Here is a 26,706-nt window from a genome sequence, read left to right as displayed (position 1 = left end):
CGGCCTTGCTAGCGAAACGGCAAAATTCCGCCGTTTCCCTGGTATCAGTTAAAAGGCTGGCGAGGCTCTTGCGGCACGACCGAGCAAGGGTCCTGATGAATAATCACATCTGAGCCGGGAAATCTCGCCAGTAAAGCGTGCTCGACACCCACCGCGATATCGTGTGCTTCAACCAACGGCAAATGGTCATCAATTTCCAGGTGCAGTTGGATAAATCGGGTCGGCCCGGACTGACGAGTCCTGAGATCGTGCGCCCCCTGCACCCCGGGCCAGTTTTGCGCAATGGTGAGAATCTCCTGGTGATCGGATTCCGGCAGAGCCCGGTCGAGCAGTGACTGAACTGCGTCATAGCCCATACGCAGTGCGCTATAAAGAATATAGACGCCAATCCCCAGTGCAAAAAGGGCATCTGCCCGCGTAAAGCCATAGCTGCTGAGGACCAGTGCCAGCAGGATTGCGCCGTTCATCACCACGTCCGACTGGTAGTGCAGCATGTCAGCCCGCACCGCCTGGCTGGAGGTTTTACGCACTACCCAGCGCTGGAAGGCGACCAGCACCAGCGTGGTAAACAGCGCAATAACGGTAATGATGACGCCGACACCGGGATCGTGTAGCTCCGAAGGGCGAGCCAGATGTTGTAAGCCCGTCAGGAATAAAAACAGGGCGGAGCCAGAGATAAACATACTTTGAGCCAGCGCAGCGAGCGATTCGGCTTTGCCGTGGCCAAAGGTATGGTCGCTGTCTGCGGGTTGAAGTGAGTAGCGAACCACCAGTAAATTAGTGAGCGAAGCGCCCATATCCACCAGTGAATCGACCAACGCGGCTAACATACTGACCGAACCGGTGTACCACCAGGCAAAGATTTTGATGATGAGCAGGGAGAATGCCAAAAGAGTGGCAGCCAGCGCAGCGCGCTTAACCAAAGTCGCGTAGGAGTGTTGCATCTGAGACTCATCGCAAAAAGCACATAGTCAGTGAGTCTACCACTCGGTCGATGACAGTACAGCGTTATGCAACATACCAAAACCCCCACTTTCTAAGAGAAAAGACGTGGGCCGTAGGCTATTCATGAAAGGTACGAAAATAAATACCTCGGCCTCTGCGTTGAGGTCGAGGCATTCCTCTGCTTAAGCGGTTTTCAGGGCATCACACACTGAATCATTTAGATGAACTGCGGCGACCGCCGTGACTGTTCTGTCCACCTTTTCTGCCTGCTTCAGAGGCTTTCTCGCGATCATTTTTAAAATTCCCGCCGCTATGTTGTCCGCCTTTTTTCCCGGCTTCAGAAGCGCGTTTTGGATCTTCTGCAAAATTACCGGAACCACCACGATGCTCAGCCATAACTTACTCCGTTACTCAGTTGTATTGGATAAGATAAAGGTTTGCAGTATTTCCCTATTTCCCGCAAAAAGATCTGACAATGTTTCACAAATGCATATTCAACACTTATCAGCATTTCCGTTTGCGACAGGACTTAGTGTAGAGCAAGCCTGATATTCTGCCAGCCTGACGACTACGCAAGCTAATACACTGAATATCATGAGTTAAATCCAGATAAATTATGAACCGCCTGTGAGATTAAAAAAAATCACCGCACAGAAAATCACTATTCAAAAACCTTTTATTTCAGCAATATGCACCAGATAAATAACAGAACAAGCGCAGCGGGAATGACAAAGATAAATTAATTTTTAAAACACTAAAAGTGTGACCATTATCACACAAACCGCAGCACTCAACTCTCTGCCTGTTTTGCCAGATTTATTTTTTACGTAAGATTCTATTGTGATAAGCAAATAAAATATATTTATAAGTGTTTCTTCGGTTAAACAACAGAAAAGACAATGACCCCAAAATCATTCCCATCGAACTGAGTGCAACCCCACCGCTGGTGATGTAATGTTCGTAATTAAATAGTGTGATAAAACTGCCGGATACTGCAATACAGAAACTCATAAACCAGATCCCTGCCAAAGCTAAAATGCCGTGGTAAAAACCTTTTGCCAAATAGTGGACTGCCGTAATCAAGGACAAAATGAAGATCAGTAGTTCTGGTTTATGTATGATGTTTTCATTATCGGTAGATATATGATCACCGGTAATTATCTCAAACCACAGTATATAAGGACCCACAACGCTTAACATCGTAAAAAAAACAGCAAACACCATTGCCCAAGGTGTGCGAGCACAAGGTTCATTCCCTATTAATTCTTTAATTTCTTTTTGTGTACTTTCAAGTTGATTGATATCGGTTGTTTTGATTTTTTGATCAAACTGACGTAGCTGAGCAAGATGTGAAATAACGCACATGGTTTAGTGCCTTTTTTTAAAATTTTAACCTTAGACTACTTATCTTTTTCAAAAAAACATTGAGAATCCAATGCTACAAGAAAATATTTAACTCAATAAAATTATGATATTTCTTTCTCCCTTCTCCATGTCAGCTCATGGAAATTATTTAGCATGAATCTATCAAAATGGCGCGTATAAAGAAAAGACTTACCTGCTAAAACAAATAGTAATGAACAAGTAGAGTACACTATACTCCCTTCAAACCCAGGAATTATGCTTCTGAAAAATGGTAATGACATAAAAAAGTACGAAGCTAGTATAATAATTACCGCATTCAACAGCCAGCAGTAGAGTATAAGGCCTAATGACACACCTCTCCTAAGTAGAAAAATAGATGCCGTCTTCAAAAGACAATATAATCCGATTGAAAAAACAACTCCGGAAAAAACCTTAACAGCATCCAACCCGGCGATAAAAAAAACATCACGCCACAAAAAAACCTGAATAATAACGAAGCCTATGAAAGATAAGATATCACATGCAAACATCGGAAAGCTTACCCATACTGGCATGTTCTTCATTTCAACATTCAGTCTTTCCCTTATAGCGTCAAGCTCCTTAACGTTTGATTTATTTATATTAATCTCTAGTTCATGATACTTTACGGTTTGAATTCTCATGATTTATCGCTCAAAAACTCTGCATTAAGCTAACGATGTATTTCCCATGTGAAGAAATGTTTGCTGGGTTTCTGAGATTACCAGACAAACCACTCCCGACAAATGCTGAAGAATTAATTACTGCACTGACAAGCTCACGATGTAATGATCGTTGCAGAGACTCTGCAGGAAAGCGTTTTGGGTATTTCCCAACATTAATAGCAGCTTTGATACCTGAGGCTGAAATGCCAGGATTTTGCGCGCGGATGATGTGATCAGTCAAACGTTTCCGTTCTGCTCTTGGAAGTAGCTTTAACCATTCAGTTGCTTTAATGGAAGAAATTGCCTTCATTTTCTTGTAAACATCTACTGTTTTCTTTAAACCAATGCTAGCCGAAGTTAATGATAATCCATCTAAGATCGTAGACGTCGCTTGAAACCATTGCTGACTATCCAACCATTTAACTTCTTCACTAAAACCAGCAGATAACCCAATAGCTCTACCCACTCCTATACCACACTGGAAGCCTGTTGCCCAAGTTCCTGTTGCTAAAGTGACAGCTGCAATACCTGAACTACCACCAGTCAAAGGAATAACACCAGTAGCCGTAACAGCTAATACCGCTGTCGCTAAACTAGAACCGCATGCTAGAGCTGTTGCCGCAAGCTCCCCATTGAAAATCGAAGTTGAAAGAGTGTCAGTAAGAGATTTTTCAATATCTGCTGATGAGGTGTTTTCCCTAATCTTAGTAATCACCACATGCGTAACCACATTATTTGTAATGCTCGCATAGCGTCGCGAAGGCCGCACCAGCCAGCGTGAGTAGCCATCGTCATAGATAATCCCTACGCGCTCAAAGTTACGTAGGCAGTCAAACTGATCGCTCAGCGCCTGAAAATCGATCGGATCTTTAATGCCCAGTAGGCGGGCTAAGTCGATTGAAGGGAGTTTGTTTGCCGGGAAAAGACCTGAAGTTGCCATTGTTATTCTCATCGCTCCGTGAAAGGCGATGAATTTATAACATTGAGTTATCATCACTCAAGTAAACCACAGTAAAGTATTGTTTATAATCAGAGCGAAGTAAGATCGGCGGGCAAAAAAAACCCCCTCATCATGAGGGGGAAGACAGGGATGGTGTCTATGGCAAGGAAAAACAGGGATACTATGTTACTGGATACATGCTTACTGATTACCACTGGTACTACTCACTGCTTGCAGCGATGACGCCGACTGCAAAGATGAGAGCTCGCGTAACTGATTCAGGCGACGCTCATAATTTTTCTGCAACGTGGCTTGCTGTGCCGTCGTTAACAGGTGATACATCTGATTACTGACCCGGGCCATCTCAACCTGATGATCTACCTGCGCTTGTGCTATCTTTTCAGCTTCGGCGCGCAGCGCAGATTCATTAAACTGGTCAGCAATCGTTAACTCGTGCAGGTTTTCAATTTCCTGCAGTGAAATCGCTGGACGTTCATGGCGGGCCTGCTGCATCAGGTCGCGCATTTGTTGACGTTGCTGTTCTGTCAACTCAATCCCATCGAACATCTGGTTTTGATGAATTTGCGATATGCCTCCCGGCACCCGCTGTCCATCCTGATGCGGTTGTTCACTCTTCGTCGTGCTTGCGGCTCCTGCCTGAGTGATACTTAGACTCACCGCTGAGGCAAAAACGACGGCGGTTAGTGTGCGCATCGGGTACTCCAGTTCGTTCTGTTTTGCGATTCAACGAGAGCCAGTGTACGGCTGGGGCTGCAAACATGCGTCAGGGGGTGTAAAACTACGTAAAGCGATGGATGGGTTAGCCAGGAACGAGGTATTTTGCCTGCGGAGGGCAATGAAAATGAACAAAATCCTGTTAGTTGATGACGACCGCGAATTAACGTCACTGTTAAAAGAGCTGCTGGAAATGGAAGGGTTTGAAATACTGGTAGCCGGTGACGGCGAGCAAGCACTCAACCTCCTCGACAGCTCTGTTGACCTACTTTTACTTGATGTAATGATGCCGAAAAAAAATGGCATCGACACGCTGAAGGAACTCCGCCAGCAGCATCAAACGCCAGTGATTATGCTGACTGCACGCGGCAGTGAGCTCGATCGCGTTCTGGGGCTGGAACTCGGTGCAGATGACTATCTGCCCAAACCGTTTAATGACCGCGAGCTGGTAGCGCGTATCCGCGCCATCCTGCGTCGTTCGAACTGGAGTGAACAGCAACAGCAGCAAGACAACAGCGCGCCAACGCTGGAAGTGGACTGCCTGCGCCTCAATCCTGGCCGTCAGGAAGCGAGCTTTGAAAACACCACGCTGGACCTCACTGGCACGGAATTCACGCTACTCTATTTGCTGGCACAGCATTTGGGGCAAGTGGTCTCCCGTGAACATCTGAGCCAGGAGGTGTTAGGTAAACGCTTAACGCCTTTTGATCGTGCGATTGATATGCACATTTCCAACCTACGCCGCAAACTGCCAGAACGTCGCGACGGGCACCCGTGGTTTAAAACCCTGCGTGGACGTGGCTACCTGATGGTCTCTGCATCATGATTGGAAGTTTGACCACCCGCATCTTCGCTATTTTCTGGCTGACGTTGGCCCTGGTGTTGATGCTGGTGCTGATGGTCCCGAAACTTGACTCCCGCCAGATGACCCCGCTGCTCGATAGTGAGCAGCGGCAAGGTCTGATGATTGAACAACATATTGAAGCTGAGCTTTCTGACGATCCCTCCAATGACCTGATGTGGTGGCGTCGGCTGTTTCGTGCCATTGATAAATGGGCACCGCCGGGCCAGCGTTTATTACTGGTGACCAGTGAAGGTCGTGTGATTGGCGCTCAGCACAATGAAATGCAGGTGATCCGCAACTTTATCGGCCAGTCCGATAACGCCGACCACCCTATGAAGAAGAAATATGGCCGCATCGAGCTAGTGGGGCCGTTTATGGTGCAGGACGGCGAAGATAACTATCAACTGTATCTGATCCGCCCGGCCACCAGTTCCCAACTGGATTTCGTCAATCTGCTGTTTGACCGGCCATTTTTACTGCTGATTGTCACCATGCTGATCAGCGCGCCACTGCTTCTTTGGCTCGCGTGGAGCCTGGCACGTCCAGCACGTAAGTTGAAACACGCCGCGGATGAAGTAGCCAGCGGTAATCTGCGTCAGCACCCGGAACTGGAATCCGGACCGCAGGAGTTCCTCGCCGCCGGTTCCAGTTTCAATCAGATGGTTAGCGCGCTAGAGCGAATGATGTCCGCTCAGCAGCGTTTACTTTCTGACATCAGCCATGAACTGCGCACACCATTAACCCGCTTACAGTTAGCCACTGCGTTGGTACGGCGTCGACAAGGCGAGAGTAAAGAGCTGGAACGTATCGAAACCGAGGCACAACGCCTGGATGGCATGATCAACGACTTGCTGGTGCTGTCACGCACACAACACAACAATGCGCTGGTCAGTGAAGCCATGAAGGCGAATCAACTGTGGAACGGCGTGTTAGAAGATGCGAAGTTCGAAGCAGAGCAGATGGGCAAGCAACTGGATGTGCCTTATCCACCGGGATCGTGGCCGCTGTACGGGAATCCTCATGCTCTGGAAAGTGCGTTGGAGAATATTGTTCGCAATGCCCTACGCTATTCACACTCCCATATCAGTGTCTCGTTTTCCGTGGATATAACTGGCATCACTATTCACGTTGATGATGACGGCCCAGGCGTTAGCCCGGAAGACCGTGAGCAGATTTTCCGTCCGTTCTACCGTACTGATGAAGCGCGTGACAGAGAGTCTGGTGGAACCGGTTTGGGCCTGGCGATTGTGGAAACGGCGATCCAGCAGCATCGCGGCTGGGTGAAAGCCGATGACAGCCCGCTAGGTGGCCTGCGTCTGACGCTATGGCTACCGCTTTACTCCTCTGCCAGTTAATAATTTGCTATGCTGCGGCCCTCGTTACTGGGGGCCACTATGCTGAACATCGTTTTATTTGAACCTGAAATCCCACCGAATACCGGCAACATTATTCGCCTGTGCGCTAACACCGGCTTTCAACTGCATCTGATTCATCCACTGGGCTTTGGCTGGGATGATAAGCGGTTGCGCCGCGCCGGGTTGGACTACCATGAATTCACGGCTATTCGTCATCACGACGATTACGCCGCCTTCCTCAACGCTGAAAATCCGCAGCGGTTGTTTGCCTTGACGACCAAAGGCACACCGGCACACAGCGCGGTGAGCTATCAGGCTGGGGATTACTTGCTGTTTGGACCGGAGAGTCGCGGCTTACCCGCAACGATTTTGGATGTGTTGCCTGCACAACATAAGATCCGCATCCCAATGGCGCCAGAAAGCCGGAGCATGAACCTCTCGAATGCGGTTTCAGTCGTGGTGTTTGAAGCATGGCGCCAGCTGGATTATGCCGGCGCGCTGGTTAAATAAACGCGTTTAGATCCCGTCGCCGAATTCAAATCCGGCGGCACCACTAAAGTGCTGATCCATATCCATTGAGGGTTTATCACTGGTGGGTTTGCCCACAATGCGTGCCGGAACCCCTGCTGCCGTGGTATGCGGCGGCACCGGTTGCAGTACTACCGAGCCCGCGCCAATTTTCGCACCACGTCCCACTTCGATATTGCCGAGAATTTTGGCTCCCGCGCCAATCAGTACGCCTTCGCGAATTTTTGGGTGACGGTCGCCGGTGGTTTTCCCGGTACCGCCCAGCGTCACTGACTGCAAAATGGATACGTCATTTTCTACCACAGCCGTTTCACCAATGACGATGCCGGTGGCATGGTCGAGGAGAATACCGTAACCAATATTTGCCGCAGGGTGGATATCAACGCTGAAGGAGACAGAAATTTCATTCTGCAGATAGACCGCCAGCGCACGACGTCCCTCATTCCACAGCCAGTGGCCGATACGATAAGCCTGCAAAGCATGGAAACCTTTGAGGTAAAGTAATGGCGTGGAATATTTGTCGACTGCCGGGTCACGCAGGCGTACCGCCTGAATATCATAAGCCGCAGAGACAATCATGGAGGGATCTTCACGATACGCCTCTTCAACAATCTCGCGAATGGCGATTGCTGGCATGATTGGGTTCGAAAGCTTGTTCGCCAGCATATAGCTCAACGCGCTGCCGAGATTTTCATGTTTCAACAATGTCGCATGGTAAAAACTGGCCAGCATTGGCTCACAGTCTGCCAACGCTCGTGCTTCGGCTTTAATATTATTCCAAACCAGTTCTAACTCATCAGACGACATTGCTCTTTCTCCTGATAAAAAAAAGCGCCAAAACCGGCGCTACAGATAATTCTACCGGGCATCATGCCTCAGCTCGGGCTGTTTTCATCCTTGCGTTCACGGCCCAACAAGCTCAATGCTGCCTCTCGCGCTGACTTTTCGCAATACAGAACCTGGTAAATTTGTTCTGTAATTGGCATCTCTACGCCAAGACGAGCGGCTAATGCTTTGACCTCTTTAGTGTTTCGGTATCCCTCAACCACTTGTCCGATAATGCGCTGTGCGCTGTCTACATCCTCGCCCTGTCCCAGCATCATGCCAAAACGACGGTTACGTGACTGATTATCGGTGCAGGTCAGCACCAAATCGCCTAGACCGGCCATGCCCATGAAGGTTGTCGCATCGGCACCTAACGCGGCACCCAAACGACTCATTTCAGCCAGACCACGCGTGATCAATGCCGTGCGGGCATTCGCACCAAAGCCAATGCCATCGGAAATACCGGCTCCGATAGCGATGACGTTTTTCACCGCCCCACCCAACTGTACGCCGACAAAGTCCGGGTTGTTGTAAACACGGAAGCTTTTGCCACAGTGCAGTTTGAGCTGCAGATCTTCAGCAAATTGCGCATCTGTTGCCGCCAGAGCAATCGCGGTTGGCATACCCGCAGCCAGCTCTTTAGCAAAGGTGGGACCAGACACCACAGCAAGTGGGATTTCATCACCCAGCACTTCACGCGCGACATCCTGCAACAAGCGCCCTGTTTCACGCTCCAGGCCTTTTGTTGCCCAGACAATGCGTGAATCCGATCGCAGGTGCGGTTTGATTTGCGCCAGCACTTCACCAAAGACATGGCTTGGCACCACGACCAGCAAGTCACGGCTAGCAGCCACAGCTTTTGCCAGATCGGTTTCAAGTGCAAGGTTGTCAGGGAAAGGAACATCGGGCAGAAAAGCCACATTACAGCGGTCAGCCTGGAGCTGCGCCTGATGGACAGGATTATGTCCCCATAACAGTACCGGATGGCCGTTACGGGCTAGGGTGATCGCCAGTGCGGTGCCGTATGAACCGGCACCGATGACGCTAATAGAAGCGTGATTACTCATCAGGCATCCTGATGTGGTTCAGCGCCCTGCTGCTGCTGCAGATAGTTCATGAACAGCGCATCAAAGTTCACTGGCGCCAGGTTAAGCTGCGGGAAGGTACCGCGAGAAACCAGGCTGGTGATGCACTCGCGCGCATACGGGAACAGGATGTTCGGGCAGTATGCACCCAGGCAGTGAGCCATCTGGTTGCCTTCGATACCGGAGATGCTGAAAATACCTGCCTGCTGAACTTCGCACAGGAACGCAGTATCTTCACCAACGCTGGCGGTTACAGTGACGCGCAGGACAACTTCAAATACGTCGTCAGCCAGCTGAGAAGACGCGGTGTCCAGATCCAGTTTAACTTCAGGTTCCCACTCTTTCTGGAATACCTGTGGCGCATTAGGCGCTTCAAAAGAGATATCTTTAGTATAGACGCGTTGAATCTGGAACTGCATTTCGTTGGTGTTATGTTCTGACATCTGACTTAAGTCCTGTATGTTAAAATGTCCTGACGTTAAATTACGCCTGAAGGAGTGGGTCTAATCCAGCACGACCATCAAGAGCAAAAAGGTCGTCACAGCCGCCAATATGCTGCGCATCAATAAAGATCTGAGGCACAGTAGTACGGCCACTGCGTTTAATCATCTCTTCACGCTTTTCGGCATCACCATCAATAGCGATTTCATTGAATGCAGCACCCTTCTGTTTTAACAGTGCTTTTGCACGCACGCAGAAAGGACAGGTCGCTTTGGTATAAATCTCAATGTTTGCCATATCGGATTCCTTAGGGAAGATTATTTTCCGCGTACCAGAGGCAGGTTTTCACCGCTCCAGCCACTGATACCATCTTTCAGAACGCTAACCTGCGCAAAACCTGCTGCACTCAGTGCAGCTGCTGGCTCACCGGCGCTCTGGCCCGTGGCGCAGACAACAATGACTGGCTGAGCTTTATGCTTTTCCAGTTCGCCAAAGCTGCCTTTTTTGATATCTGCTGCTGCCAGGTTAATTGCCCCAGAAATGTGCCCCTTGCGATAATCATCGCGTGAGCGAACGTCAACCACCACCGCGTCTGCTTTATTAATTAGATGGGTTGCTTCGCCCCGGCTAATTGTTTTTACTTTAGAGAACATGCCTTTAACGGTGGTTACAATCACCAGAATTAATAAAGCAACCCAAGCCAGGCTCAGGATGGTGTGATTGCTGGCAAACTGCATAATTTCTTGCATGAGGGGTAACGACTCCAAACCGGGCTAATAAGCGAAAACAAGGGTTCTGAGTATACCTGCGCCACTTCGCATGTACAGAAGCGAGAGGGCCTGAGTTACGATTTGTGCGTCATTTTCCAAAAAAAGTGGTCAAATCGTAAAAACAGCGCAACGCTTAAGAAGGTTTGGTCGCTTACGGACATGTTTGGAAAAGGAAATCCCTTTGGGGATGGCTGGTAAGCATCTATTCAACGTGGAATAATCACTGGTATATGAAGGGAAAAACAGCCAATTCATACACATGGACCCGTTTTAACACGGCGCATTCGCCAAAAACGGTGCGTATGTCCGTCCTCTCCCTGAGCCTGCTTTGCGCGGGCATGTTGTCATTGCCTGTCACTGGCTACAGCGCTGATGACAACAAAACTCAACTCAAGTCGATCCAGCAGAGTATTGCAGAGAAAGAGAAGAGTGTTCAGGCGCAGAAAGTGCAGCGCAGCCAACTGCTTGATCAGCTCCAGAGCCAGGAAAAAGTGGTCGCGCAAGCGAGCCGCCAGTTGAGAGAAACCCGCAATACACTGGCCAGTATCAACAATGATATCAACAAACTCACCGCCTCCATTGCACAGCTGAAGAAGCAGCAGGTTGCTCAGGAAAAACTACTCGCACAACAACTGGATGCTGCATTCCGTCAGGGCAAACATAACGGCCTACAGTTGCTGATGGGCGGTGCAGAAGCACAACGCAGTGAGCGCATTCTGGCGTACTTCGGCTACCTCAACGACGCCAGAGAAAAGAACATTGAGGCGCTCAAGCAAACCCGAGCGAAACTCGCCCAGCAACAAAGCACATTGCTGGCTAAGCAAGCACAACAAAAAGGGCTGCTGTCTCAACAACAGACACAGCAAACCCGTCTGGAACAAGCCAACGCAGCACGCAAAAAAACCCTGAGCGTGCTGGAGAGTTCACTGGAGAAAGACCAGGCTGACCTGGTGCAGATGCGCCAGAACGAAAGCCGCCTGCAAGATAAAATAGCCAAAGCTGAACGCGAGGCACGTGCAAGAGCTGAACGTGAAGCGCGCGAAGCAGAACAGGTGCGCCAGCGTCAGGCACAAGCCAAAGCCAAAGGCTCCACTTACAAACCTACTCGCGATGAGAGTGAGTTGATGGCACGTACCGGTGGCTTAGGCCGACCTGGTGGCCAGGCTCTGTGGCCAGTACATGGCCGCATCGAGCATCGTTTTGGTGAAACTCTGCAAGGTGAACTGCGCTGGAAAGGGCTGGTGATTGATGCCGCAGAAGGCAGTGACGTTAAAGCCATCGCAGATGGCCGCGTGCTGATGGCCGACTGGCTGCAAGGCTACGGGCTGGTGGTGGTTATCGATCACGGCAAAGGGGATATGAGCCTCTACGGCTATAACCAAAGCGCACTGGTGAGCGTAGGTGCTCAGGTAAGGGCCGGACAGCCCATTGCCCTGGTTGGCACCAGCGGCGGACGTGGTACGCCATCGCTCTATTTCGAAATCCGACGCCAGGGACAGGCGGTTAACCCACTCCCGTGGTTAGGAAGATAAGCCTTGATTCGCTCCCGCACTCTCATTTCGTTGCTGGGCGGTCTGATGCTCAGCTTTACTGCTCATGCTGGCAAGTTAGCGTTAGTGATTGATGATTTTGGTTATCGCCCGGCGGAAGAGAACCAGATTTTGCAGATGTCGCCGCAAATCAGCGTTTCCGTCCTGCCAGATGCCCCACATTCCCATGAGATGGCGGTTAAAGCCCACCAATTGGGCCATGAGGTGATCATCCATCTTCCCATGGCCCCGTTAAGTAAACAGCCACTGGAAAAAAATACCCTCACGCCCGAGATGAGCAGTGCCGAAGTTGCTCGCATCATCCAGGAAGCGGTGAATAAAGTCCCGTTTGCTGTCGGCCTGAATAATCATCAGGGCAGTAAGATGACCTCCAGTTTGTCGGGCATGCAGAAAGTGATGCAGGCGCTGGATCACTACAATCTCTATTTTCTCGATAGCATGACAATTGCGGGTAGCCAGTCCATACCCGCAGCGCAGGGCACGCACGTCCGTATTCTGAAACGTCGCGTTTTCCTTGATGACAGCCAAAACGAGGCAGACATCCGCCAGCAGTTCCAGCGAGCGGTAAAACTGGCCCAGCGTGATGGATACGCTATTGCGATTGGGCACCCACATCCCACCACGGTAAGGGTGCTACGTGCGATGCTGCCGAATCTACCCGCCGATGTCACCTTAGTGCGTCCTAGCCAGCTCCTTAATGAGCCACAGCGTGGTACCACGGCTTCTGCCAGCACGCATCCTACTTCGCCAGTAAAACCTCAGCCAGCACGCTTCAAAGCGCCTGGCTTGTGCGTGACCAGGCAGCCTATTGCCCCGGTGCCAGCAACGCGTATGTTGAGTGTGATCGCCGAGAGTATTGCGCAAAGCCCGCTCTACAAAAAACTGGCGGACCTGTTCTGATTGCCTTTCCCCCACTGTGGGGAAAGTGGCACAATTCGTTAAAAGCAAGAGACTGTTTGCACGCTTAAACGGTGTGGTAACACGCGGTTTTGACCGGGAAACTTAATCAGCTCTACCGGGTCAAAAGTGTTTCATCGTCATCTGAATCAGAATAATACGAGCCGTACATGCGCAAAATTTGGAAAACAAAACTGTTAGACAAGGCGCTCCTTGTCCATAACCTGGTAAAGCGTCATCAGGTCGATACTACGGTTGATTTATCAACTCTGCAGCCTCGTCACATTTTAATTTTTTCCACTACGGCGCTTGGCGACTTTCTGTTTAACTCCCCGGCGATTCGCGCAGTAAGGGCTCGCTATCCTGACGCCTTGATTACCCTTATTGCACATCAGAAGTTTACTGATTTCCTGCGCACAGGTGATGACTGGGATAATCTTGCCTTCTGGAATAACAAAGCCATTACGATTGCGCCATTGCTGAAAGAGCTAAAACAATATCCCCGCCCTGACTTAGCGCTGTTGCTACACTCGCACGAACCTTATGACTATTTATGCGCCATCTTATCGGGTGCGAAAACCATCATTAAAGATAACTATCAGGATAATGTGCCTCTGCGGGATAAATGGCTGGCGGATTACACCATCGCGTTTAAAGGGCATATCATTCAACGCAAGCTGGCTTTGGTACAAGGGTTAGGCTGTGACATCAATGATATTACAATGAAACTCCCGTTGGTTTTGCCGGAAAAACAACGCAACCCGCAACCGGTTATTGGCCTGCAATTAGGCGCTTCAACCCCAGAGCGCTGCTGGGCGCCAGAACATTTTGCCAGCGCAGCCGCTCACATTCTGACCCGCCATCCCGAGTGCCATTTTATTTTGATCGGCGGGCCGGGGGATACGGGCCGGGCAGCCGCGCTCCTCCAACATTTGCCGCAAGCACTGCATGAAAAAGTCAGCAATCGCGTCGGCGCGACCGGTTTACCGGAGCTATGCACGATCATCAACAATATGGATCTCTTAATCACCGGAGACACTGGCCCATTACATATTGCAGTGACGGTAAAAACCCCGACTTTAGGGCTGTTTGTGACGGCCAACCCCTACGCAACGGGCGCATTCCAGGACCCTCATTTACATCAAACCATTTATGTTAGCCGCAGAAAGTCCCATAGCGAACTGGCACATGTGATGGATGTCATCCGGCCTGAACAGGTCGCGGCAAAAGTCACGGAGATGCTGGAAAAAGGAATCAGAACACTCACACCTGAGGAGCAACTTGTCGAATGAAAATACTTCCTGCGCCAGACAAGAGATTGACATGGTTATTCAACCTCTCAGCTTTACTTATCTTATCGACAGTTATTTTTACTTTCTTTGATAAAAAAGACGGGCGCATTTTTTTCTTTATCTCTTCTTACCTTGCCGCTTTTGGCATGTTATATCGTCGCCTCTCCTTGAGTCGCAGTGAATATTTTTTTATCGGCTCACTCTTTCTTCTTGGGCTCAGTAAAGTTGTCTGGTTTGGCATCGAATATATTGGTCAGCCGGACTTTGATATCTATAACTCCTACCTTGCCAGCGGCAAACGCGTGATGATTGCAGCATTCATCGCCCTGTTTCTACTCGGCAATAAACGTTTGCTCAGCCCCGTTCATGCCCAGTTCATCAAGTATGGCCTGCTGGTTGCACTGTTGGTGGCAACCTGCGTGGGTGGCTGGCAGATTCTGCATCATGTTGACCGGGTCGACTTTTATCAGGGTCGCGCCACTGATGCCTCCTACATGTATGCCGGGTTAGCAACCGCCGTCATTTTTATGCTGCTGCAAGATGCCAACCAACGCTGGCACTACCTTGTGGCCGCAGGGGTGTTTATTCTCGCGTTTCTGATGATCAGCGCCACTGAAACCCGCAATACAATGGCGAGCTTCCCATTGGCATTGCTCATTATTGGTGTGCTGAAGTTCCGTCATTTTGGCTGGAAGGGCTTTGCGATAGTCTTTGTCACCCTCTTCGTGTTGATTGCAGCGAGCTACAAACTGGTGATTGCACCTAGAGTCGCGACAACGGTTCAGGAGTATCAGACGTTTGAACAGAGTGAGGGTAATGACCTCGGTTCATTAACTACCCGGCTGGCAATGTGGAACGTGGGCCTAAAGAGTTTTGCCGCCCACCCGTTTGGCATGAGCCAGGAGGATCGTACTCAGTGGTTCAAAGACTATGTCGCCACCACGCACAAAGACAAATCCTCGCTCGCTTACGTCAATATCCATCTGCACGATGAGTTAATTGAAACCGCCAGTCTGCAAGGTATCCTGGGTCTGGCAGTCCTGATTTTCTACTACATCACTAACCTGACTTTGGGATGGAGATACCGCAACCCGGCGTTCTTGTCCGTGGTGCTCGTCGTTATGCTCTCTGGCCTGACCGACGTCATATTTATCAGCCGCGATCAGACCATTTTCTTCCCCGTGCTGATGCTCCTGACACTGCTCTGGCAGCTCAGTCGACCCGCACCTCAGGTAACGTCATAAGATTTTGCCCAGCGCCAGGATAATATCATCCGCCTTGATCGTAGAGACCGGATGGTATTTATCCTGAGTGTAAACCTGGAAGGCCTGCGGATAACCCGGCCCCCAGACCTTGCTGTTAATCCACGAACCGTGCAGATCATTACCGTACAGACAAACCATGGGTTTTTGCCAGGCGGCGGCAATATGGACGACTGCGGTATCAGGTGACAGTACAGCATCACTTTGCGCAATCACCCCACACGCACCTTGCAAGGTCTGGAAAGGACTGATCACCGCACCTTCCAGTTCCAGATGGCTAACACGTTTGGGGTCACCAATGATCACCACATCCGTGTCTGACCAACGCTCATGAATAAGTTGGATCACCTGCTGCAACTGCGCCAATGACATATCACGTCGCGCATCCGCAGCATAGGGATTGATAACCAGGCAGCGTTCACCCGGTAAGCTGGCAAGAAAAGCGCTGATTTCGCTCTGCAATGACTCAGGGATGTGCAGGTCATACGCAGTGCTGAAATTCTTAATATCAAAGCTTTCCATCAGCAACTGGTAGCGCTCGGTGATGTGGCGTTCATAACCGAGATAATCCAGCGACTTATTGTAGATATTGAACCCTTTTTTATTAAAACCCACGACATTCATGGCGTTCAAACGGCGCAGAAATCGCAGATGAAACGGCGAAAGTTTATCGCCCATATCAATCACGACGTCATAAGGCTTTTGAGCGAGCACGTTTGCTTGTGCCAACCTGGCCTGAATGTCTTTACTGGCAATAATAATGTTATTGATGTGCGGATTACGCTCAATGACACAGGCATTGGCTGCGCCAGCATAAACATCAACCTGATACCCTGCGCGTGAAAATTCACGAAACAGTGAGGTGGAAACAACCATATCGCCAATTTTGTCGTCATCACGCAGGAAAAGAACGCGTTTACTCGCCGTAATAGCAAAAGCCCTTGGTGAACGATGATCGAGTAAAAGGCGTGCGAAATGGAGGCGCAGCGACTTCATCAGATAATTGCGTTGGCGATTTAATGCCCGCAGCTTCGCAAATTTTTTCTTCTTTTCCATTTTATGCCGCCTGAGACTGCAATATCTCCTGAAGACGTAAGTACACCGCTTCACTGGTAATCGAATCGGTGCAGTTATCTTCCGCTTTGATGCTCACCTGATTCTGGCCATAACCGCCAATCAAGCCGGGATCGGTCGGACCATACAGTGTGATATTCGGTCGATCCAGCGCTGCGGTCAGGTGACTCAAGCCGGTATCTACCGACACCACCGCTCGTGCATTTGCCAGTTGACCTGCAACGAGTTCCAGTGACAGCTTCGGCAGCACTTCTACGTGGTCGAAGCCTTCAGCAAGGCGCAGTGCGCGTTGATGCTCATGTTCAGCACCCCACGGCAATTTTATCCGCAGGCCGGTGGGAGCCACACGGGCGATGAGATCGCGCCAGTGCGCTTCGGGCCAGTGTTTGTTATCACGCGTGGTGGCGTGCAAAAACACCAGATAACGCTGTGCATCCGCTGATGGCTGACTCAGAAAATGGCGAGCAATCGCGTAGTCACCCTGGGTTTGTGGTTTTTCATATCCCAGGCTTTTCGCGAACAGTTCACGCGTACGTTCTACTGCGTGCTGCTGTTTGCTAATTTCATGGCGCTTGTCATACCACCAGCTGGAAAAGGGCTCACGTGCACTGCGGCTGTCCTGGCCATGCTTGACCCCTTTTGCTAACCGGGTGACCAGAGCCGCACTCTTAATCAACCCCTGCGCATCCAGCACGATATCGTACTGACGGGACTGCAGTTCACGTTTAAACAGAAAACGTTCTTCTCGCTGCTGGCTGCCAAACCAGTGCTTGCGCCAGCGGCGAATAGCCACCGGCAGGACTTTATCGACTGCCGGATGCCAGCCAGGGATCTGGGCAAAATTCTCTTCAACCACCCAATCAAAACGAATGCCAGGAATCGCCTGCATCGCATCCGTTAATGCGGGCAACGAGTGCAGAACATCGCCCATTGAGGAGGTTTTAATAATCAGGACGTGCATGACGTCTCCTGTGGTGCGTGCAGCAATGTGCTGAGTTCCTGATAAACACGCGCCGGAGTGATATCGATCAGGCTCTGATGATAACCCTGTTCCGCATCGCCTTTACGTACTTTGTGATAACCGCTGATCAGGCGGATAACACGCGCCTGATGGGATAATGGCGGCGTAAAATCTGGACTGCTTGGGCCATAAAGCGCCACCAGCGGGCGATCTAATGCCGCTGCAATGTGCATTAACCCCGAGTCATTACTGACCACGGCCGCACACTGCGACAGCAGGATAACCGCCTGCTCCAACTGTGTTTCCCCGGCGAGATTACGGCACCACGGACGGGCTGGCTCATCCAGACTTTGCAGGATAGTTTCACCCGTCTCATGATCTTTGGCGGAGCCAAACAGCACCACCTGATAGCCTTCAGCAATAAGCTGCTGCGCGAGCGCCGCATAGTGATAATGCGGCCAGCGTTTCGCCGGGCCAAATTCAGCGCCGGGACAAAAACCGATGATCGGGCGTTCAGCAGCCAGTGAAAACTGCGCCGCAACCGCCTGTTTTTCTGCGTCAGCCACGGCCAGCTTCGGCCACAGCAATGGCTGTGGCAGTTGGCTCGCTGCGGCTAACGGCGTGTCGTAACCTAACGCGACGTAACGCTCAACCATCAATGGAAATGCGGCTTTATCCAACACCCGACGATCGTTAAGCAATCCATAACGCATTTCGCCACGCCAGCCAACACGACGAGGAATACCAGCAAAGAACGGCACCAGCGCCGATTTAAACGAGTTCGGCAGTACATAAGCCCGGTCATAGCCGCTAGCGCTCAGCGATTTGCCCAGTCGACGACGTTCGCCAATTTCCAGCGCACCGTGCCCGAGCGGCATCGCCAGTGCCTGATTAACTTCTGGCATACGCGACAGTAGCGGACGACACCACGCAGGTGCCATCACATCAATAATCGCCTCAGGATGTTGCGCCTTGAGGGTACGATAGAGACTTTGCGACATCATCATATCGCCGACCCACGACGGGCCAATGACCAGAATCTTCATAACTGGTGCACGCTTCCTTGTTATGCCTTATTCAGCCAGGTCATGTATTCAGCCACACCCTGGGCAACCGTTTTGAACGGCTTGTCATAGCCAGCGGCACGCAGTTTGGTGAGGTCAGCCTGGGTATAAGCCTGATAACGGCCTTTCAGTTTTTCCGGGAACGGGACGGTTTCCAACTGACCTTTCTGGTGGAACTTCAGGACGGCATCCGCCACTTCCTGGAAAGATTCGGCACGACCTGTTCCGCAGTTGTAGATACCAGAAACACCGTTTTCCCAGCACCACAGATTCACGGCGGCAACATCATCAACGTGGATGAAGTCGCGTTTGAAGGTATCGCTACCTGCAAACAGTTTTGGATTCTCACCGTTGTTAATCTGCGTATTCAGATGGAATGCGACGCTCGCCATGCTGCCTTTGTGGCCTTCACGCGGACCGTAAACATTGAAGTAGCGGAACCCACATACCGGTGATTCCGCTTCTGGCAGAATCTGGCGCACGTAGTGGTCGAACAGCATTTTTGAGTAGCCATACACATTCAGCGGCTGCTCATACTGGCGCTCTTCAATAAAGTTGTCATCACGGCCACCGTAGGTCGCGGCAGAAGATGCATACAGGAACGGAATTTCACGCTCAAGACAGAAGTGCAGCAGATCTTTAGAGTACTGATAGTTGTTATCCATCATGTACTTGCCGTCCCACTCGGTGGTCGCAGAACAGGCGCCTTCATGGAACACGGCTTCAATCGGGCCGAGATCTTCGCCGGAAACAATCAGCGCGAGGAACTCTTCTTTGTCCATGTAATCAGCGATGTCTAAATCCACCAGATTGACGAACTTAGTGCCATCTTTGAGGTTATCTACCACCAGAATATCGGTGTGACCACGGTCGTTGAGTGCCTTGACGATGTTGCTGCCAATCATGCCGGCACCACCAGTTACGATAATCATCTGCTTAACCTTAAATTGGGGGTGAAACGGGAGGTTTCACGCGCGAATGGTTGCCATCATAACATTTCATTCCAGAGCCGACAGCCAGATGACTCCGTAACGCATATGCTTTTACATTGCAGCCCGTGAACTATGCTGCAAATTTTACATTTAGCGAGTGGATTCAACGTTTACTGACAATTCTCTCAGTAAGATGTGCCGAAAGACCGTCCCAAAGGAGAAAATGATGTCAGCGCAATTTTATTCTCAGATCAGTCAGCAGTTGGAAAATAGCCGCAGTGAAGGGCTATTTAAACAGGAGCGCATCATCATCTCGCCGCAACAAACTGAAATTACGACACAGAATCACGCGGCTATCATCAACTTCTGCGCCAATAACTACCTCGGTTTGGCTAACCATCCTGCCTTAATTCAGGCAGCAAAAGCCGGGTTGGATTCACACGGTTTTGGCATGGCTTCGGTGCGTTTTATCTGCGGCACGCAGGACATTCATAAACAACTGGAACAAAGACTGGCGGCATTTTTAGGCATGGAGGATGCCATTCTTTACGCTTCCTGTTTTGATGCCAACGGCGGCTTGTTTGAAACGCTGCTGGACGCGGAAGATGCGATTATCTCTGATGCCCTCAACCACGCCTCGATTATTGATGGCGTGAGGCTGTGTAAAGCACAACGGTATCGCTATGCCAATAATGATATGGCCGCGCTACGAGGCTGCCTTGAAGAGGCGCGCAGCAAAGGTGCACGTCATATCCTGATCGCAACCGACGGCGTGTTTTCAATGGACGGCGTCATCGCTAACTTAGCGGGCATTTGCGACCTGGCTGATGAGTTTAACGCGCTGGTGATGGTCGATGATTCACACGCGGTTGGCTTCGTTGGCGCTGGTGGGCGCGGTACGCATGAACATTGCAATGTCATGGGTCGCGTTGACATTATCACCGGTACTTTAGGTAAGGCGCTGGGAGGCGCTTCCGGTGGCTACACCGCAGCCAAAGCGGAAGTCGTGGAGTGGCTGCGCCAGCGTTCACGTCCCTACCTGTTCTCTAACTCTCTGGCCCCTTCCATCGTCGCAGCCTCTTTGCAAGTGCTAGAACTGCTCAATCAGGGTGATGGGCTGCGCCAGCGGCTGTGGCACAACGCGAACTTTTTCCGTAGCCAAATGCATGCCGCCGGTTTCACCCTCGCCGGGGCCGATCACGCGATTATTCCGGTAATGCTAGGGGAAGCCAGCGTCGCACAAGAGTTTGCCCACCGGTTACAGCAGGAAGGCATTTACGTCACGGGCTTCTTCTACCCGGTGGTTCCGAAAGGTCAGGCACGTATCCGCGTGCAAATTTCCGCAGCACATACCCAACAGCAGCTTGAACAAGCGGTCTCTGCTTTTAGCCGCATCGGCAGGCAACTGGGCGTGATCAATCAGGAGAGAAACGATGAAAGCGCTCGCTAAGCTCTATCCGCGCGAAGGAATCTGGATGATCACGGATGCGCCAATCCCTGAGCCTGGTCATAACGATTTGCTGATCAAAATTCGCAAAACCGCTATCTGTGGCACTGATGTTCACATCTACAACTGGGATGAATGGTCGCAAAAGACCATTCCCGTTCCCATGATTACCGGCCATGAGTATGTGGGTGAAGTGGTTGCCATCGGCCAGGAAGTGCGGGGATTTAACATTGGCGATCGCGTCTCCGGTGAAGGACACATCACCTGTGGCCACTGCCGCAACTGTCGCGGTGGGCGCACACACCTGTGCCGTAATGCCATTGGCGTGGGCGTTAACCGGCAAGGCTGTTTTGCGGAGTATCTGGTTATTCCAGCAGGTAACGCCTTCCGTATCCCGGAAAGTATTCCTGATGAGATCGCCGCCATTTTTGATCCCTTCGGTAACGCTGTACACACTGCGCTCTCCTTCGACCTGGTGGGAGAAGATGTGCTGATTGCAGGAGCAGGGCCAATCGGCATCATGGCAGCAGCAATTTGCCGCCATGTTGGTGCACGTCATGTGGTGATTACTGATGTAAATCCCTATCGACTGGAGTTGGCAACCCGGATGGGCGCAACGCGCGCGGTTAACGTCGCGCAGCAAGATTTGCGCAGCGTGATGGCTGAGTTAGGCATGACAGAGGGATTTGATGTGGGGCTGGAAATGTCAGGTGCGCCCCCCGCTTTCCGGCAGATGCTGGATGTGATGAATCACGGCGGACGTATTGCTCTGCTCGGTATTCCCCCCTCAGAAATGGCTATCGACTGGAATAAAGTCATCTTTAAAGGGCTATTTATTAAGGGTATTTATGGCCGTGAAATGTTTGAGACCTGGTACAAAATGGCCGCACTGATACAGTCAGGGCTCGACTTAAGCCCGATCATTACCCATCGTTTTACCATTGATGAGTTCCAGCAGGGCTTTGATGAGATGCGCTCAGGACACTCCGGAAAAGTCATTCTGAACTGGAGTTGATTACGCGGCGTCACTAAAGTCGAAAGTTTATGCAAACACAGGTAAGTGGAGTGCAAATTATACCCGCCCGGGATAGCGCCGGATCGGTTGAAGAGGTATAAAGAGCGCTTCACTTTACCCAGCAGACCGGACGTACTATGCGCATTCTAATGATTATTGACGGCCTGCCCGGCGGCGGTGCAGAAAAGGTAGTGCTGACGCTGAGTGAATGTATGCAGCAGTTAGGCCACGCCGTCAGCCTTTATTCGCTGGATGAGGTCTGTGCCTACACCTTGCCAGAAGGTGTTGACTACCGGGTTATCACCCAGCCTAGCCGTGCCCCCTGGCGCAAGCTGACAGAACTGTCTCGTCGTGCCCGGAAACTGGATCAGGTTCTGCGTGCAGACGAAGCCCAGAACGGTAAGTTTGACCTGATTGTCTCGAATCTGCATAAAACTGACCGCATCGTGGCACGTTGCAAATCCATTGATCAGGTGAAGTTGTGGTACTGCATTCATGGCGTGCTCTCTTCAACCTATCTTGGGCATCGTACCGGACTGAATTACTGGTGGAAAAAGCGCAAAATGGCGCAAATCTATCAGGGCAAAAATCTGACTGCGGTTTCACAAGCGGTGTTGGACGATATGCTGACGGTGATGCAGGTAGCGCCGGCCAAAAGTGCCGTGATCAACAACCCGTTTGACCTCAATATACTGCGCCAGCGCGCCAGCGAGCCCTGTGAGTTAGCGGGAAGTGATTATCTGATTAACGTCGCGCGTATTCACCCGCAGAAGCGTCAGGATCGGTTATTGCGCGCTTTTGCACTGGCAGATTTGCCGTGCAAGCTGGTGTTACTCGGGACCGGAACCGATGAGCGCGTCGCCTTTGCTAAGCAACTCGCACAAGAGCTCGGCATCGCCGATCGCGTGCTCTTTCTCGGCTTCCAGCAGAACCCGTTCCCCTACATCAAACATGCCCGTTTGATGGTAATGAGCTCCGACAGTGAAGGCTTCGGCAATGTCATTGTGGAGTCTTTGGTGCTGGGTACGCCCGTGATCAGCACCCGCTGCCCTGGTGGGCCGGAAGAGATTCTGCTTAAAACCGGAATGTCCGACATGCTCACCGAGCTGGATGAACATGCTCTGGCAGCAAAAATGCGTGAAGTGTATGCGCATCTGCCGCCCATCAATGAGGCGGCATTAGATCAATACGATGTGGTCACTATCAGCAAACAGTACGTCGATCTGACACAACGTTAAGCGAATACAGGCGCGTTACTGCGCCTGTAATTTCTGCCAGGCCTGCCAAACCTGCTCTCCGGTGACATCGACACAATCCCCTGATTCCGTTTGCAGAATCTCATATTGCCCTGACCACGGATGCCAGAGCGCAGCATTGGTGTCACCAAAAAAGACCACCTGCTTTTTGTGCAGCCCAGCAGCCAGATGCATTTGCCCACCGTCACTGCACAAGATTTGCTCACAGCGATCAAAGCCCGCGATCAACTCACGTACCGAAGCCGTAGCATAACGAGCAACGCGTGGTGAATTGACCTGTTGCAACAGAGATTCAGCTCGCGCGTCATCGCCCACATCGCCGGGATGCAGCGTGCCCTGTGGTGACCAGAAGATCAGTACCTGCGCCTGCTCATCAGCCAATAACTGGTGGATAAAAGCCGCATAGCGCTCCAATGGCCAGCGGCGTTTAGCGCTGCGACTGCTGATATGTACGCCATAAATACGCCCCGCGCCTGGCAGCAGCTGCTGCACCCGAGCCCCAGCGGTTGCACGCTCTTCAGGTGACAAAAACAGGCTGACTTCAGGAACCGGCGGAGGTGTTGTGGTGAGTGCAGAAAGATAGCTGTACGTGTGCTCAACCTGATGCTGGCCACGGAAATCACTCCGCGCAAAGCTATGAGCCAGTTCGGGGTTACCTTCACCCGCACCAATAATGTTGTTGGCACCTGCCATTTTTGCCAGACGTAAGCTGTATTTACACGGCACTGGGTTTGCAAGAATCGTCGCATCAAACCGGGTGCGGCGCAGCGTAAGCATAATTTTCAGGCGCTGCCAGTAAACGCCGAGGGTGGTTTCATGGGCCGCACGGTGCTTGGCTTTTTTATACACGAACAGGCGATCTACCCACGGATTATGCGTAACAACATCCTGTGCCACTTTGTTCACGAGCAGGGTTAGCTTCGCGTCCGGATAAGCGCGCTTTATTCCCTCTAACAGCGGGGTTGTGCAGACCATATCACCAATATTGTCTCGCCGAATAACCAGTATATTTTTCATTATTTGCTCACAGGTTAAAGCTGCTATCACTGGCCACTTTGACCATCTATTTCAGAAAAGTTCGCGACAACTAACCATTATTATTCAATGAGTATCCTGTTCATTTTGCCAGATATTTCTGCATGAATCAGAAATCAAGAATGCCGTCTTTCACACCCGATGGCTTTACCCTACAATCGGGTCACAAAATTCCGGGAACCTATAAGTATGGCAAGTCCGATCCTGACCACGTTGACGCCTCAGAAAATACTGCTGATTAAGCTGCGCCATCACGGTGACATGCTGCTTACCACCCCCGTCATCAATGCCCTCCATCAACGCTATCCGCAGGCAAAAATCGACGTTCTCCTGTACGCCGAAACCAGCCCAATGCTTGATGCGCATCCGGCGGTGAATCAGCTGCATGTCCTGGATCGAAAATGGAAGCAGGAAGGTGGCTGGCAGAAATTACGCCACGAAGCACGCCTGATCGGGCAGATCCGCCACGCCAATTATGATCTGGTGATTAATCTCGCCGATCAATGGCGCAGTGCTGTGATCGCCTTGTTCAGTGGCGCCCGCACGCGTATCGGTTTCGCTTTCCGCAAACGCGACAACTTTCTGTGGCGTTGTTGTCACAATGTCCTGGTTCCCACGGATAATCACGAGCAATTGCACACCGTTGAACAAAACATGACGGCATTAACACCGCTGGGTATCGGTGCAGCGGGTGCAAGAGCCTCAATGCACTACCACACTGCCGACTGGCAAAAAGCAGAAGCTCTGCTGGCTGCTCAGCAGGTGACGTCACCGTTCATCGTTTTGCAGCCCACTTCCCGCTGGCAGTTCAAATGCTGGGATGATGACAAAGTGGCAGCCACTATCGACCAGCTCAGTGCCGAAGGCTATCGTGTGATTCTCACCGCAGGCCCGGATAGCAAAGAGCTCGCGATGATCGAGAACATTATTGCACTGTGCCACAGCAAAACCGTGATCTCACTGGCCGGCCAGCTCTCTCTTCGTCAGTTGGCAGCATTGATCGATCATGCCCGTCTGTTCATTGGCGTTGATTCCGCCCCAATGCATATGGCCGCTGCGCTGGAAACACCTTGCATTGCGCTGTTTGGCCCGTCGAAACTGCAGTTGTGGCGTCCTTGGGGGCAAAATAATCAGGTATTCTGGGCAGGCGATTACGCCCCACTGCCTGACCCTGATTCAATCAATACCAATACCCAGCAGCGTTTTCTTTCCGCCATTCCGGTGAGTGATGTGGTTGCTGCGGCAAGGAGTTTTTTAGATGAGTAAGTTACGCCTGGCCATTGTCCGGCAGAAATATCGCCCCGATGGCGGCGCGGAACGTTTTATCTCGCGGGCCTTAGAAGCACTGGATAGCGAACAGCTGGATCTCAACATCATCACCCGCAGTTGGCAGGGCACACCGAATCCGGCGTGGCATTTGCACATCTGCAACCCGGCGAAGTGGGGCCGTGTGTCACGTGAACGCGGCTTTGCCAGCGCGGCCCGCGCCTGCTGGGAGCAACAGCAGTTCGACATCGTACAAAGCCATGAACGCATTGCCGGCTGCGATATTTTCCGTGCGGGCGATGGCGTCCATCGCGTCTGGCTGGAACAGCGCGCTCGCATTGTCTCACCACTACAGCGCCTGAGCGCTACTCTCAGCCCCTATCATCGCTATGTGCTGCGCGCGGAAGAAGAGATGTTCCATTCACCCGCGCTCAAAGCGGTGATTTGCAACTCAGAGATGGTGAAGCAGGATATCCTCCGCTGCTACCAGGTTAAGCCAGACAACATTCACGTCATCCACAACGCGATTAACGGCGAGCACTTTCAGCCAGCAGCCGAGGCTGCACGCTTTGCGGCGCGCGAGACGCTTAATCTTCCACAGCACGCCACGGTCTTCATTTATGTTGGCTCCGGCTTTGAGCGCAAAGGGCTAAAAGCCGCCATTGAGGCGATAGCGAAAAGTGACCGTTATTTGATCGTCGTCGGCCAGGACAAGCAACAACAACGCTATCATCAGTTGGCGCAACAGCTCGGTTGCGCGCAGCGTCTGCGTTTTGTCGGCGTACAGCAAGACGTCCGCCCGTTTTATCACGCGGCAGATGGCCTGCTGTTACCCACGCTGTATGATCCTTTTCCGAATGTGGTGCTGGAAGCCATGGCTTGTGGACTGCCGGTGATCACCAGCACCGGTTGTGGTGGCGCTGAATTTATTGTTGCTGGTCAGGAAGGCTTCGTCTGCGATGCCTTAGATATCAGTGCATTAAATGAAGCAGTCAACGCGATACCTGCACTTTCGCAAAACTCAGCGATGGGTGAAGCGGCACGACGTAGAATTGAACCTTTTGGCCCTCAGAGGCTGGCCCAGGCGCTGACCGAGCTGTATCAGCAAGTGCTAGAGCAAAGGCGATAATGTGGGATGA

General features: G+C 51.3%; 27 protein-coding genes. 12 read left to right on the top strand and 15 right to left on the bottom strand.

Translation table 11 applies throughout. The features are described 5' to 3' along the window. Positions 1-44: 44 nt before the first annotated feature. The 5 genes from fieF to cpxP form a co-directional block, all read right to left on the bottom strand. The gene (gene fieF / locus F3J40_RS21430; protein WP_167017917.1) at positions 45-944 is read right to left on the bottom strand and encodes a CDF family cation-efflux transporter FieF; all 900 of its coding nucleotides are present in this window, start codon (positions 942-944) and stop codon (positions 45-47) included. Positions 945-1,158: 214 nt separating this feature from the next. Then, a complete protein-coding gene (locus F3J40_RS21425; protein WP_017348822.1) occupies positions 1,159-1,341 on the bottom strand; it encodes a con-10 family general stress protein in 183 nt (60 codons plus the stop codon). A 420-nt stretch (positions 1,342-1,761) separates the two neighbouring features. Next, a complete protein-coding gene (locus F3J40_RS21420; RefSeq protein WP_167017915.1) occupies positions 1,762-2,310 on the bottom strand; it encodes a hypothetical protein in 549 nt (182 codons plus the stop codon). Positions 2,311-2,982: 672 nt separating this feature from the next. After that, complete coding sequence (ssp4, locus tag F3J40_RS21415; protein ID WP_167017913.1) at positions 2,983-3,933, bottom strand: Ssp4 family T6SS effector; 951 nt, start codon at positions 3,931-3,933, stop codon at positions 2,983-2,985. A gap of 201 nt (positions 3,934-4,134) precedes the next feature. Next, the gene (gene cpxP, locus F3J40_RS21410) at positions 4,135-4,647 is read right to left on the bottom strand and encodes a cell-envelope stress modulator CpxP (protein ID WP_017348826.1); all 513 of its coding nucleotides are present in this window, start codon (positions 4,645-4,647) and stop codon (positions 4,135-4,137) included. A 148-nt stretch (positions 4,648-4,795) separates the two neighbouring features. Here cpxP and cpxR point away from each other — a divergent pair, with 148 nt between their 5' ends. From cpxR to trmL, 3 genes are read left to right on the top strand one after another with little or no spacing between them, the layout of a single operon-like run. Next, entirely contained in the window at positions 4,796-5,494 is a 699-nt protein-coding gene (gene cpxR / locus F3J40_RS21405; RefSeq protein ID WP_026042746.1) for an envelope stress response regulator transcription factor CpxR, read from the top strand. Continuing rightward, entirely contained in the window at positions 5,491-6,867 is a 1,377-nt protein-coding gene (gene cpxA, locus F3J40_RS21400; RefSeq protein WP_017348828.1) for an envelope stress sensor histidine kinase CpxA, read from the top strand. Before cpxR ends, cpxA begins: the two co-directional genes overlap by 4 nt. A gap of 39 nt (positions 6,868-6,906) precedes the next feature. Beyond that, on the top strand, positions 6,907-7,377 hold the full coding sequence (trmL, locus tag F3J40_RS21395) for a tRNA (uridine(34)/cytosine(34)/5-carboxymethylaminomethyluridine(34)-2'-O)-methyltransferase TrmL (protein WP_017348829.1): 471 nt from the start codon (positions 6,907-6,909) through the stop codon (positions 7,375-7,377). A 6-nt stretch (positions 7,378-7,383) separates the two neighbouring features. Here trmL and cysE read toward each other — a convergent pair whose 3' ends face one another. From cysE to F3J40_RS21370, 5 genes are all read right to left on the bottom strand, one after another. Next, positions 7,384-8,202, bottom strand: coding sequence for a serine O-acetyltransferase (gene cysE / locus F3J40_RS21390; RefSeq protein WP_017348830.1), 819 nt, complete (start codon positions 8,200-8,202; stop codon positions 7,384-7,386). A 68-nt stretch (positions 8,203-8,270) separates the two neighbouring features. Beyond that, a complete protein-coding gene (gpsA, locus tag F3J40_RS21385; RefSeq protein WP_205297477.1) occupies positions 8,271-9,287 on the bottom strand; it encodes an NAD(P)H-dependent glycerol-3-phosphate dehydrogenase in 1,017 nt (338 codons plus the stop codon). Beyond that, positions 9,287-9,748 carry a protein-export chaperone SecB gene (gene secB / locus F3J40_RS21380; protein WP_167017911.1) on the bottom strand — a complete coding sequence of 154 codons (462 nt, stop codon included), beginning with the start codon at positions 9,746-9,748 and terminating at the stop codon, positions 9,287-9,289. Before secB ends, gpsA begins: the two co-directional genes overlap by 1 nt. A 40-nt stretch (positions 9,749-9,788) precedes the next feature. Further along, positions 9,789-10,043: a glutaredoxin 3 gene (gene grxC / locus F3J40_RS21375; protein WP_167017909.1), complete on the bottom strand. Its 255-nt coding sequence runs from the start codon at positions 10,041-10,043 to the stop codon at positions 9,789-9,791. 20 nt (positions 10,044-10,063) lie between these two features. Further along, positions 10,064-10,495, bottom strand: a complete 432-nt coding sequence (locus tag F3J40_RS21370) for a rhodanese-like domain-containing protein (RefSeq protein WP_026042748.1) — start codon at positions 10,493-10,495, stop codon at positions 10,064-10,066. A 251-nt stretch (positions 10,496-10,746) separates the two neighbouring features. On the opposite strand from F3J40_RS21370, the gene envC reads away from it, so the two are divergent. The 4 genes from envC (at position 10,747) to F3J40_RS21350 (ending at position 15,499) form a co-directional block, all read left to right on the top strand. Next, positions 10,747-12,048 carry a murein hydrolase activator EnvC gene (envC, locus tag F3J40_RS21365; protein WP_167017907.1) on the top strand — a complete coding sequence of 434 codons (1,302 nt, stop codon included), beginning with the start codon at positions 10,747-10,749 and terminating at the stop codon, positions 12,046-12,048. Between the two features lie 3 nt (positions 12,049-12,051). After that, positions 12,052-12,966, top strand: coding sequence for a divergent polysaccharide deacetylase family protein (locus F3J40_RS21360; RefSeq protein WP_370659871.1), 915 nt, complete (start codon positions 12,052-12,054; stop codon positions 12,964-12,966). Between the two features lie 167 nt (positions 12,967-13,133). Further along, positions 13,134-14,255: a glycosyltransferase family 9 protein gene (locus F3J40_RS21355; protein WP_167017905.1), complete on the top strand. Its 1,122-nt coding sequence runs from the start codon at positions 13,134-13,136 to the stop codon at positions 14,253-14,255. Continuing rightward, on the top strand, positions 14,252-15,499 hold the full coding sequence (locus F3J40_RS21350) for an O-antigen ligase family protein (RefSeq protein WP_167017903.1): 1,248 nt from the start codon (positions 14,252-14,254) through the stop codon (positions 15,497-15,499). The genes F3J40_RS21355 and F3J40_RS21350 overlap by 4 nt, the downstream gene beginning before the upstream one ends. Here the strand turns inward: F3J40_RS21350 and F3J40_RS21345 are convergent. Genes F3J40_RS21345 through rfaD form a run of 4 tightly spaced genes read right to left on the bottom strand, consistent with a single transcriptional unit; the run spans position 15,494 to position 19,548 of the window. Next, the gene (locus F3J40_RS21345; RefSeq protein WP_167017901.1) at positions 15,494-16,573 is read right to left on the bottom strand and encodes a glycosyltransferase family 9 protein; all 1,080 of its coding nucleotides are present in this window, start codon (positions 16,571-16,573) and stop codon (positions 15,494-15,496) included. The two genes, F3J40_RS21350 and F3J40_RS21345, sit on opposite strands and share 6 nt — an antisense overlap. 1 nt (position 16,574) lies before the next feature. After that, positions 16,575-17,552: a lipopolysaccharide heptosyltransferase RfaC gene (gene rfaC, locus F3J40_RS21340; protein ID WP_017348840.1), complete on the bottom strand. Its 978-nt coding sequence runs from the start codon at positions 17,550-17,552 to the stop codon at positions 16,575-16,577. Further along, entirely contained in the window at positions 17,540-18,598 is a 1,059-nt protein-coding gene (gene rfaF / locus F3J40_RS21335; RefSeq protein ID WP_167017899.1) for an ADP-heptose--LPS heptosyltransferase RfaF, read from the bottom strand. Before rfaF ends, rfaC begins: the two co-directional genes overlap by 13 nt. Positions 18,599-18,618: 20 nt before the next feature. Further along, positions 18,619-19,548, bottom strand: a complete 930-nt coding sequence (gene rfaD, locus F3J40_RS21330) for an ADP-glyceromanno-heptose 6-epimerase (RefSeq protein ID WP_167017897.1) — start codon at positions 19,546-19,548, stop codon at positions 18,619-18,621. Positions 19,549-19,774: 226 nt separating this feature from the next. On the opposite strand from rfaD, the gene F3J40_RS21325 reads away from it, so the two are divergent. From F3J40_RS21325 to F3J40_RS21315, 3 genes are all read left to right on the top strand, one after another. After that, positions 19,775-20,998: a glycine C-acetyltransferase gene (locus tag F3J40_RS21325; RefSeq protein WP_167017966.1), complete on the top strand. Its 1,224-nt coding sequence runs from the start codon at positions 19,775-19,777 to the stop codon at positions 20,996-20,998. Then, positions 20,982-22,010, top strand: coding sequence for an L-threonine 3-dehydrogenase (tdh, locus tag F3J40_RS21320; protein ID WP_167017895.1), 1,029 nt, complete (start codon positions 20,982-20,984; stop codon positions 22,008-22,010). Before F3J40_RS21325 ends, tdh begins: the two co-directional genes overlap by 17 nt. Before the next feature lie 137 nt (positions 22,011-22,147). Beyond that, complete coding sequence (locus tag F3J40_RS21315) at positions 22,148-23,248, top strand: glycosyltransferase (RefSeq protein WP_167017893.1); 1,101 nt, start codon at positions 22,148-22,150, stop codon at positions 23,246-23,248. A 15-nt stretch (positions 23,249-23,263) separates the two neighbouring features. On the opposite strand, the gene F3J40_RS21310 is transcribed toward F3J40_RS21315, so the two are convergent. Further along, positions 23,264-24,283 (bottom strand): glycosyltransferase family 9 protein, encoded by a 1,020-nt coding sequence (locus tag F3J40_RS21310; protein ID WP_167017891.1) that lies wholly within the window; start codon positions 24,281-24,283, stop codon positions 23,264-23,266. 207 nt (positions 24,284-24,490) lie between these two features. Between F3J40_RS21310 and rfaQ the strand changes: the two genes are divergently transcribed. Both rfaQ and F3J40_RS21300 read left to right on the top strand, forming a co-directional pair. Then, entirely contained in the window at positions 24,491-25,567 is a 1,077-nt protein-coding gene (rfaQ, locus tag F3J40_RS21305) for a putative lipopolysaccharide heptosyltransferase III (protein WP_167017889.1), read from the top strand. Further along, positions 25,560-26,696 carry a glycosyltransferase family 4 protein gene (locus F3J40_RS21300; protein ID WP_167017887.1) on the top strand — a complete coding sequence of 379 codons (1,137 nt, stop codon included), beginning with the start codon at positions 25,560-25,562 and terminating at the stop codon, positions 26,694-26,696. Before rfaQ ends, F3J40_RS21300 begins: the two co-directional genes overlap by 8 nt. The last annotated feature ends 10 nt before the right edge of the window (positions 26,697-26,706 follow it).

Origin of the sequence: Candidatus Pantoea multigeneris, from assembly GCF_011752615.1 — a bacterium.
Classification (GTDB): Bacteria; Pseudomonadota; Gammaproteobacteria; order Enterobacterales; family Enterobacteriaceae; genus Pantoea; species Pantoea multigeneris.
The sequence above is the reverse complement of the archived record's forward strand: the minus strand, read 5'-3'. Positions and strand labels throughout refer to the sequence as shown.

Coding starts and splice junctions, on each gene's coding strand:
- ssp4 (WP_167017913.1), bottom strand. CDS start 3,933: ATGGCAACTTCAGGTCTTTTCCCGGCAAACAAACTCCCTTCAATCGAC.
- cysE (WP_017348830.1), bottom strand. CDS start 8,202: ATGTCGTCTGATGAGTTAGAACTGGTTTGGAATAATATTAAAGCCGAA.
- envC (WP_167017907.1), top strand. CDS start 10,747: ATGAAGGGAAAAACAGCCAATTCATACACATGGACCCGTTTTAACACG.
- F3J40_RS21355 (WP_167017905.1), top strand. CDS start 13,134: ATGCGCAAAATTTGGAAAACAAAACTGTTAGACAAGGCGCTCCTTGTC.
- fieF (WP_167017917.1), bottom strand. CDS start 944: ATGCAACACTCCTACGCGACTTTGGTTAAGCGCGCTGCGCTGGCTGCC.
- F3J40_RS21370 (WP_026042748.1), bottom strand. CDS start 10,495: ATGCAAGAAATTATGCAGTTTGCCAGCAATCACACCATCCTGAGCCTG.
- F3J40_RS21420 (WP_167017915.1), bottom strand. CDS start 2,310: ATGTGCGTTATTTCACATCTTGCTCAGCTACGTCAGTTTGATCAAAAA.
- F3J40_RS21345 (WP_167017901.1), bottom strand. CDS start 16,573: ATGGAAAAGAAGAAAAAATTTGCGAAGCTGCGGGCATTAAATCGCCAA.
- F3J40_RS21350 (WP_167017903.1), top strand. CDS start 14,252: ATGAAAATACTTCCTGCGCCAGACAAGAGATTGACATGGTTATTCAAC.
- trmL (WP_017348829.1), top strand. CDS start 6,907: ATGCTGAACATCGTTTTATTTGAACCTGAAATCCCACCGAATACCGGC.
- rfaC (WP_017348840.1), bottom strand. CDS start 17,552: ATGCACGTCCTGATTATTAAAACCTCCTCAATGGGCGATGTTCTGCAC.
- gpsA (WP_205297477.1), bottom strand. CDS start 9,287: ATGAGTAATCACGCTTCTATTAGCGTCATCGGTGCCGGTTCATACGGC.
- rfaF (WP_167017899.1), bottom strand. CDS start 18,598: ATGAAGATTCTGGTCATTGGCCCGTCGTGGGTCGGCGATATGATGATG.
- F3J40_RS21300 (WP_167017887.1), top strand. CDS start 25,560: ATGAGTAAGTTACGCCTGGCCATTGTCCGGCAGAAATATCGCCCCGAT.
- F3J40_RS21310 (WP_167017891.1), bottom strand. CDS start 24,283: ATGAAAAATATACTGGTTATTCGGCGAGACAATATTGGTGATATGGTC.
- cpxA (WP_017348828.1), top strand. CDS start 5,491: ATGATTGGAAGTTTGACCACCCGCATCTTCGCTATTTTCTGGCTGACG.
- grxC (WP_167017909.1), bottom strand. CDS start 10,043: ATGGCAAACATTGAGATTTATACCAAAGCGACCTGTCCTTTCTGCGTG.
- rfaQ (WP_167017889.1), top strand. CDS start 24,491: ATGGCAAGTCCGATCCTGACCACGTTGACGCCTCAGAAAATACTGCTG.
- rfaD (WP_167017897.1), bottom strand. CDS start 19,548: ATGATTATCGTAACTGGTGGTGCCGGCATGATTGGCAGCAACATCGTC.
- F3J40_RS21425 (WP_017348822.1), bottom strand. CDS start 1,341: ATGGCTGAGCATCGTGGTGGTTCCGGTAATTTTGCAGAAGATCCAAAA.
- F3J40_RS21325 (WP_167017966.1), top strand. CDS start 19,775: ATGTCAGCGCAATTTTATTCTCAGATCAGTCAGCAGTTGGAAAATAGC.
- cpxP (WP_017348826.1), bottom strand. CDS start 4,647: ATGCGCACACTAACCGCCGTCGTTTTTGCCTCAGCGGTGAGTCTAAGT.
- tdh (WP_167017895.1), top strand. CDS start 20,982: ATGAAAGCGCTCGCTAAGCTCTATCCGCGCGAAGGAATCTGGATGATC.
- cpxR (WP_026042746.1), top strand. CDS start 4,796: ATGAACAAAATCCTGTTAGTTGATGACGACCGCGAATTAACGTCACTG.
- secB (WP_167017911.1), bottom strand. CDS start 9,748: ATGTCAGAACATAACACCAACGAAATGCAGTTCCAGATTCAACGCGTC.
- F3J40_RS21315 (WP_167017893.1), top strand. CDS start 22,148: ATGCGCATTCTAATGATTATTGACGGCCTGCCCGGCGGCGGTGCAGAA.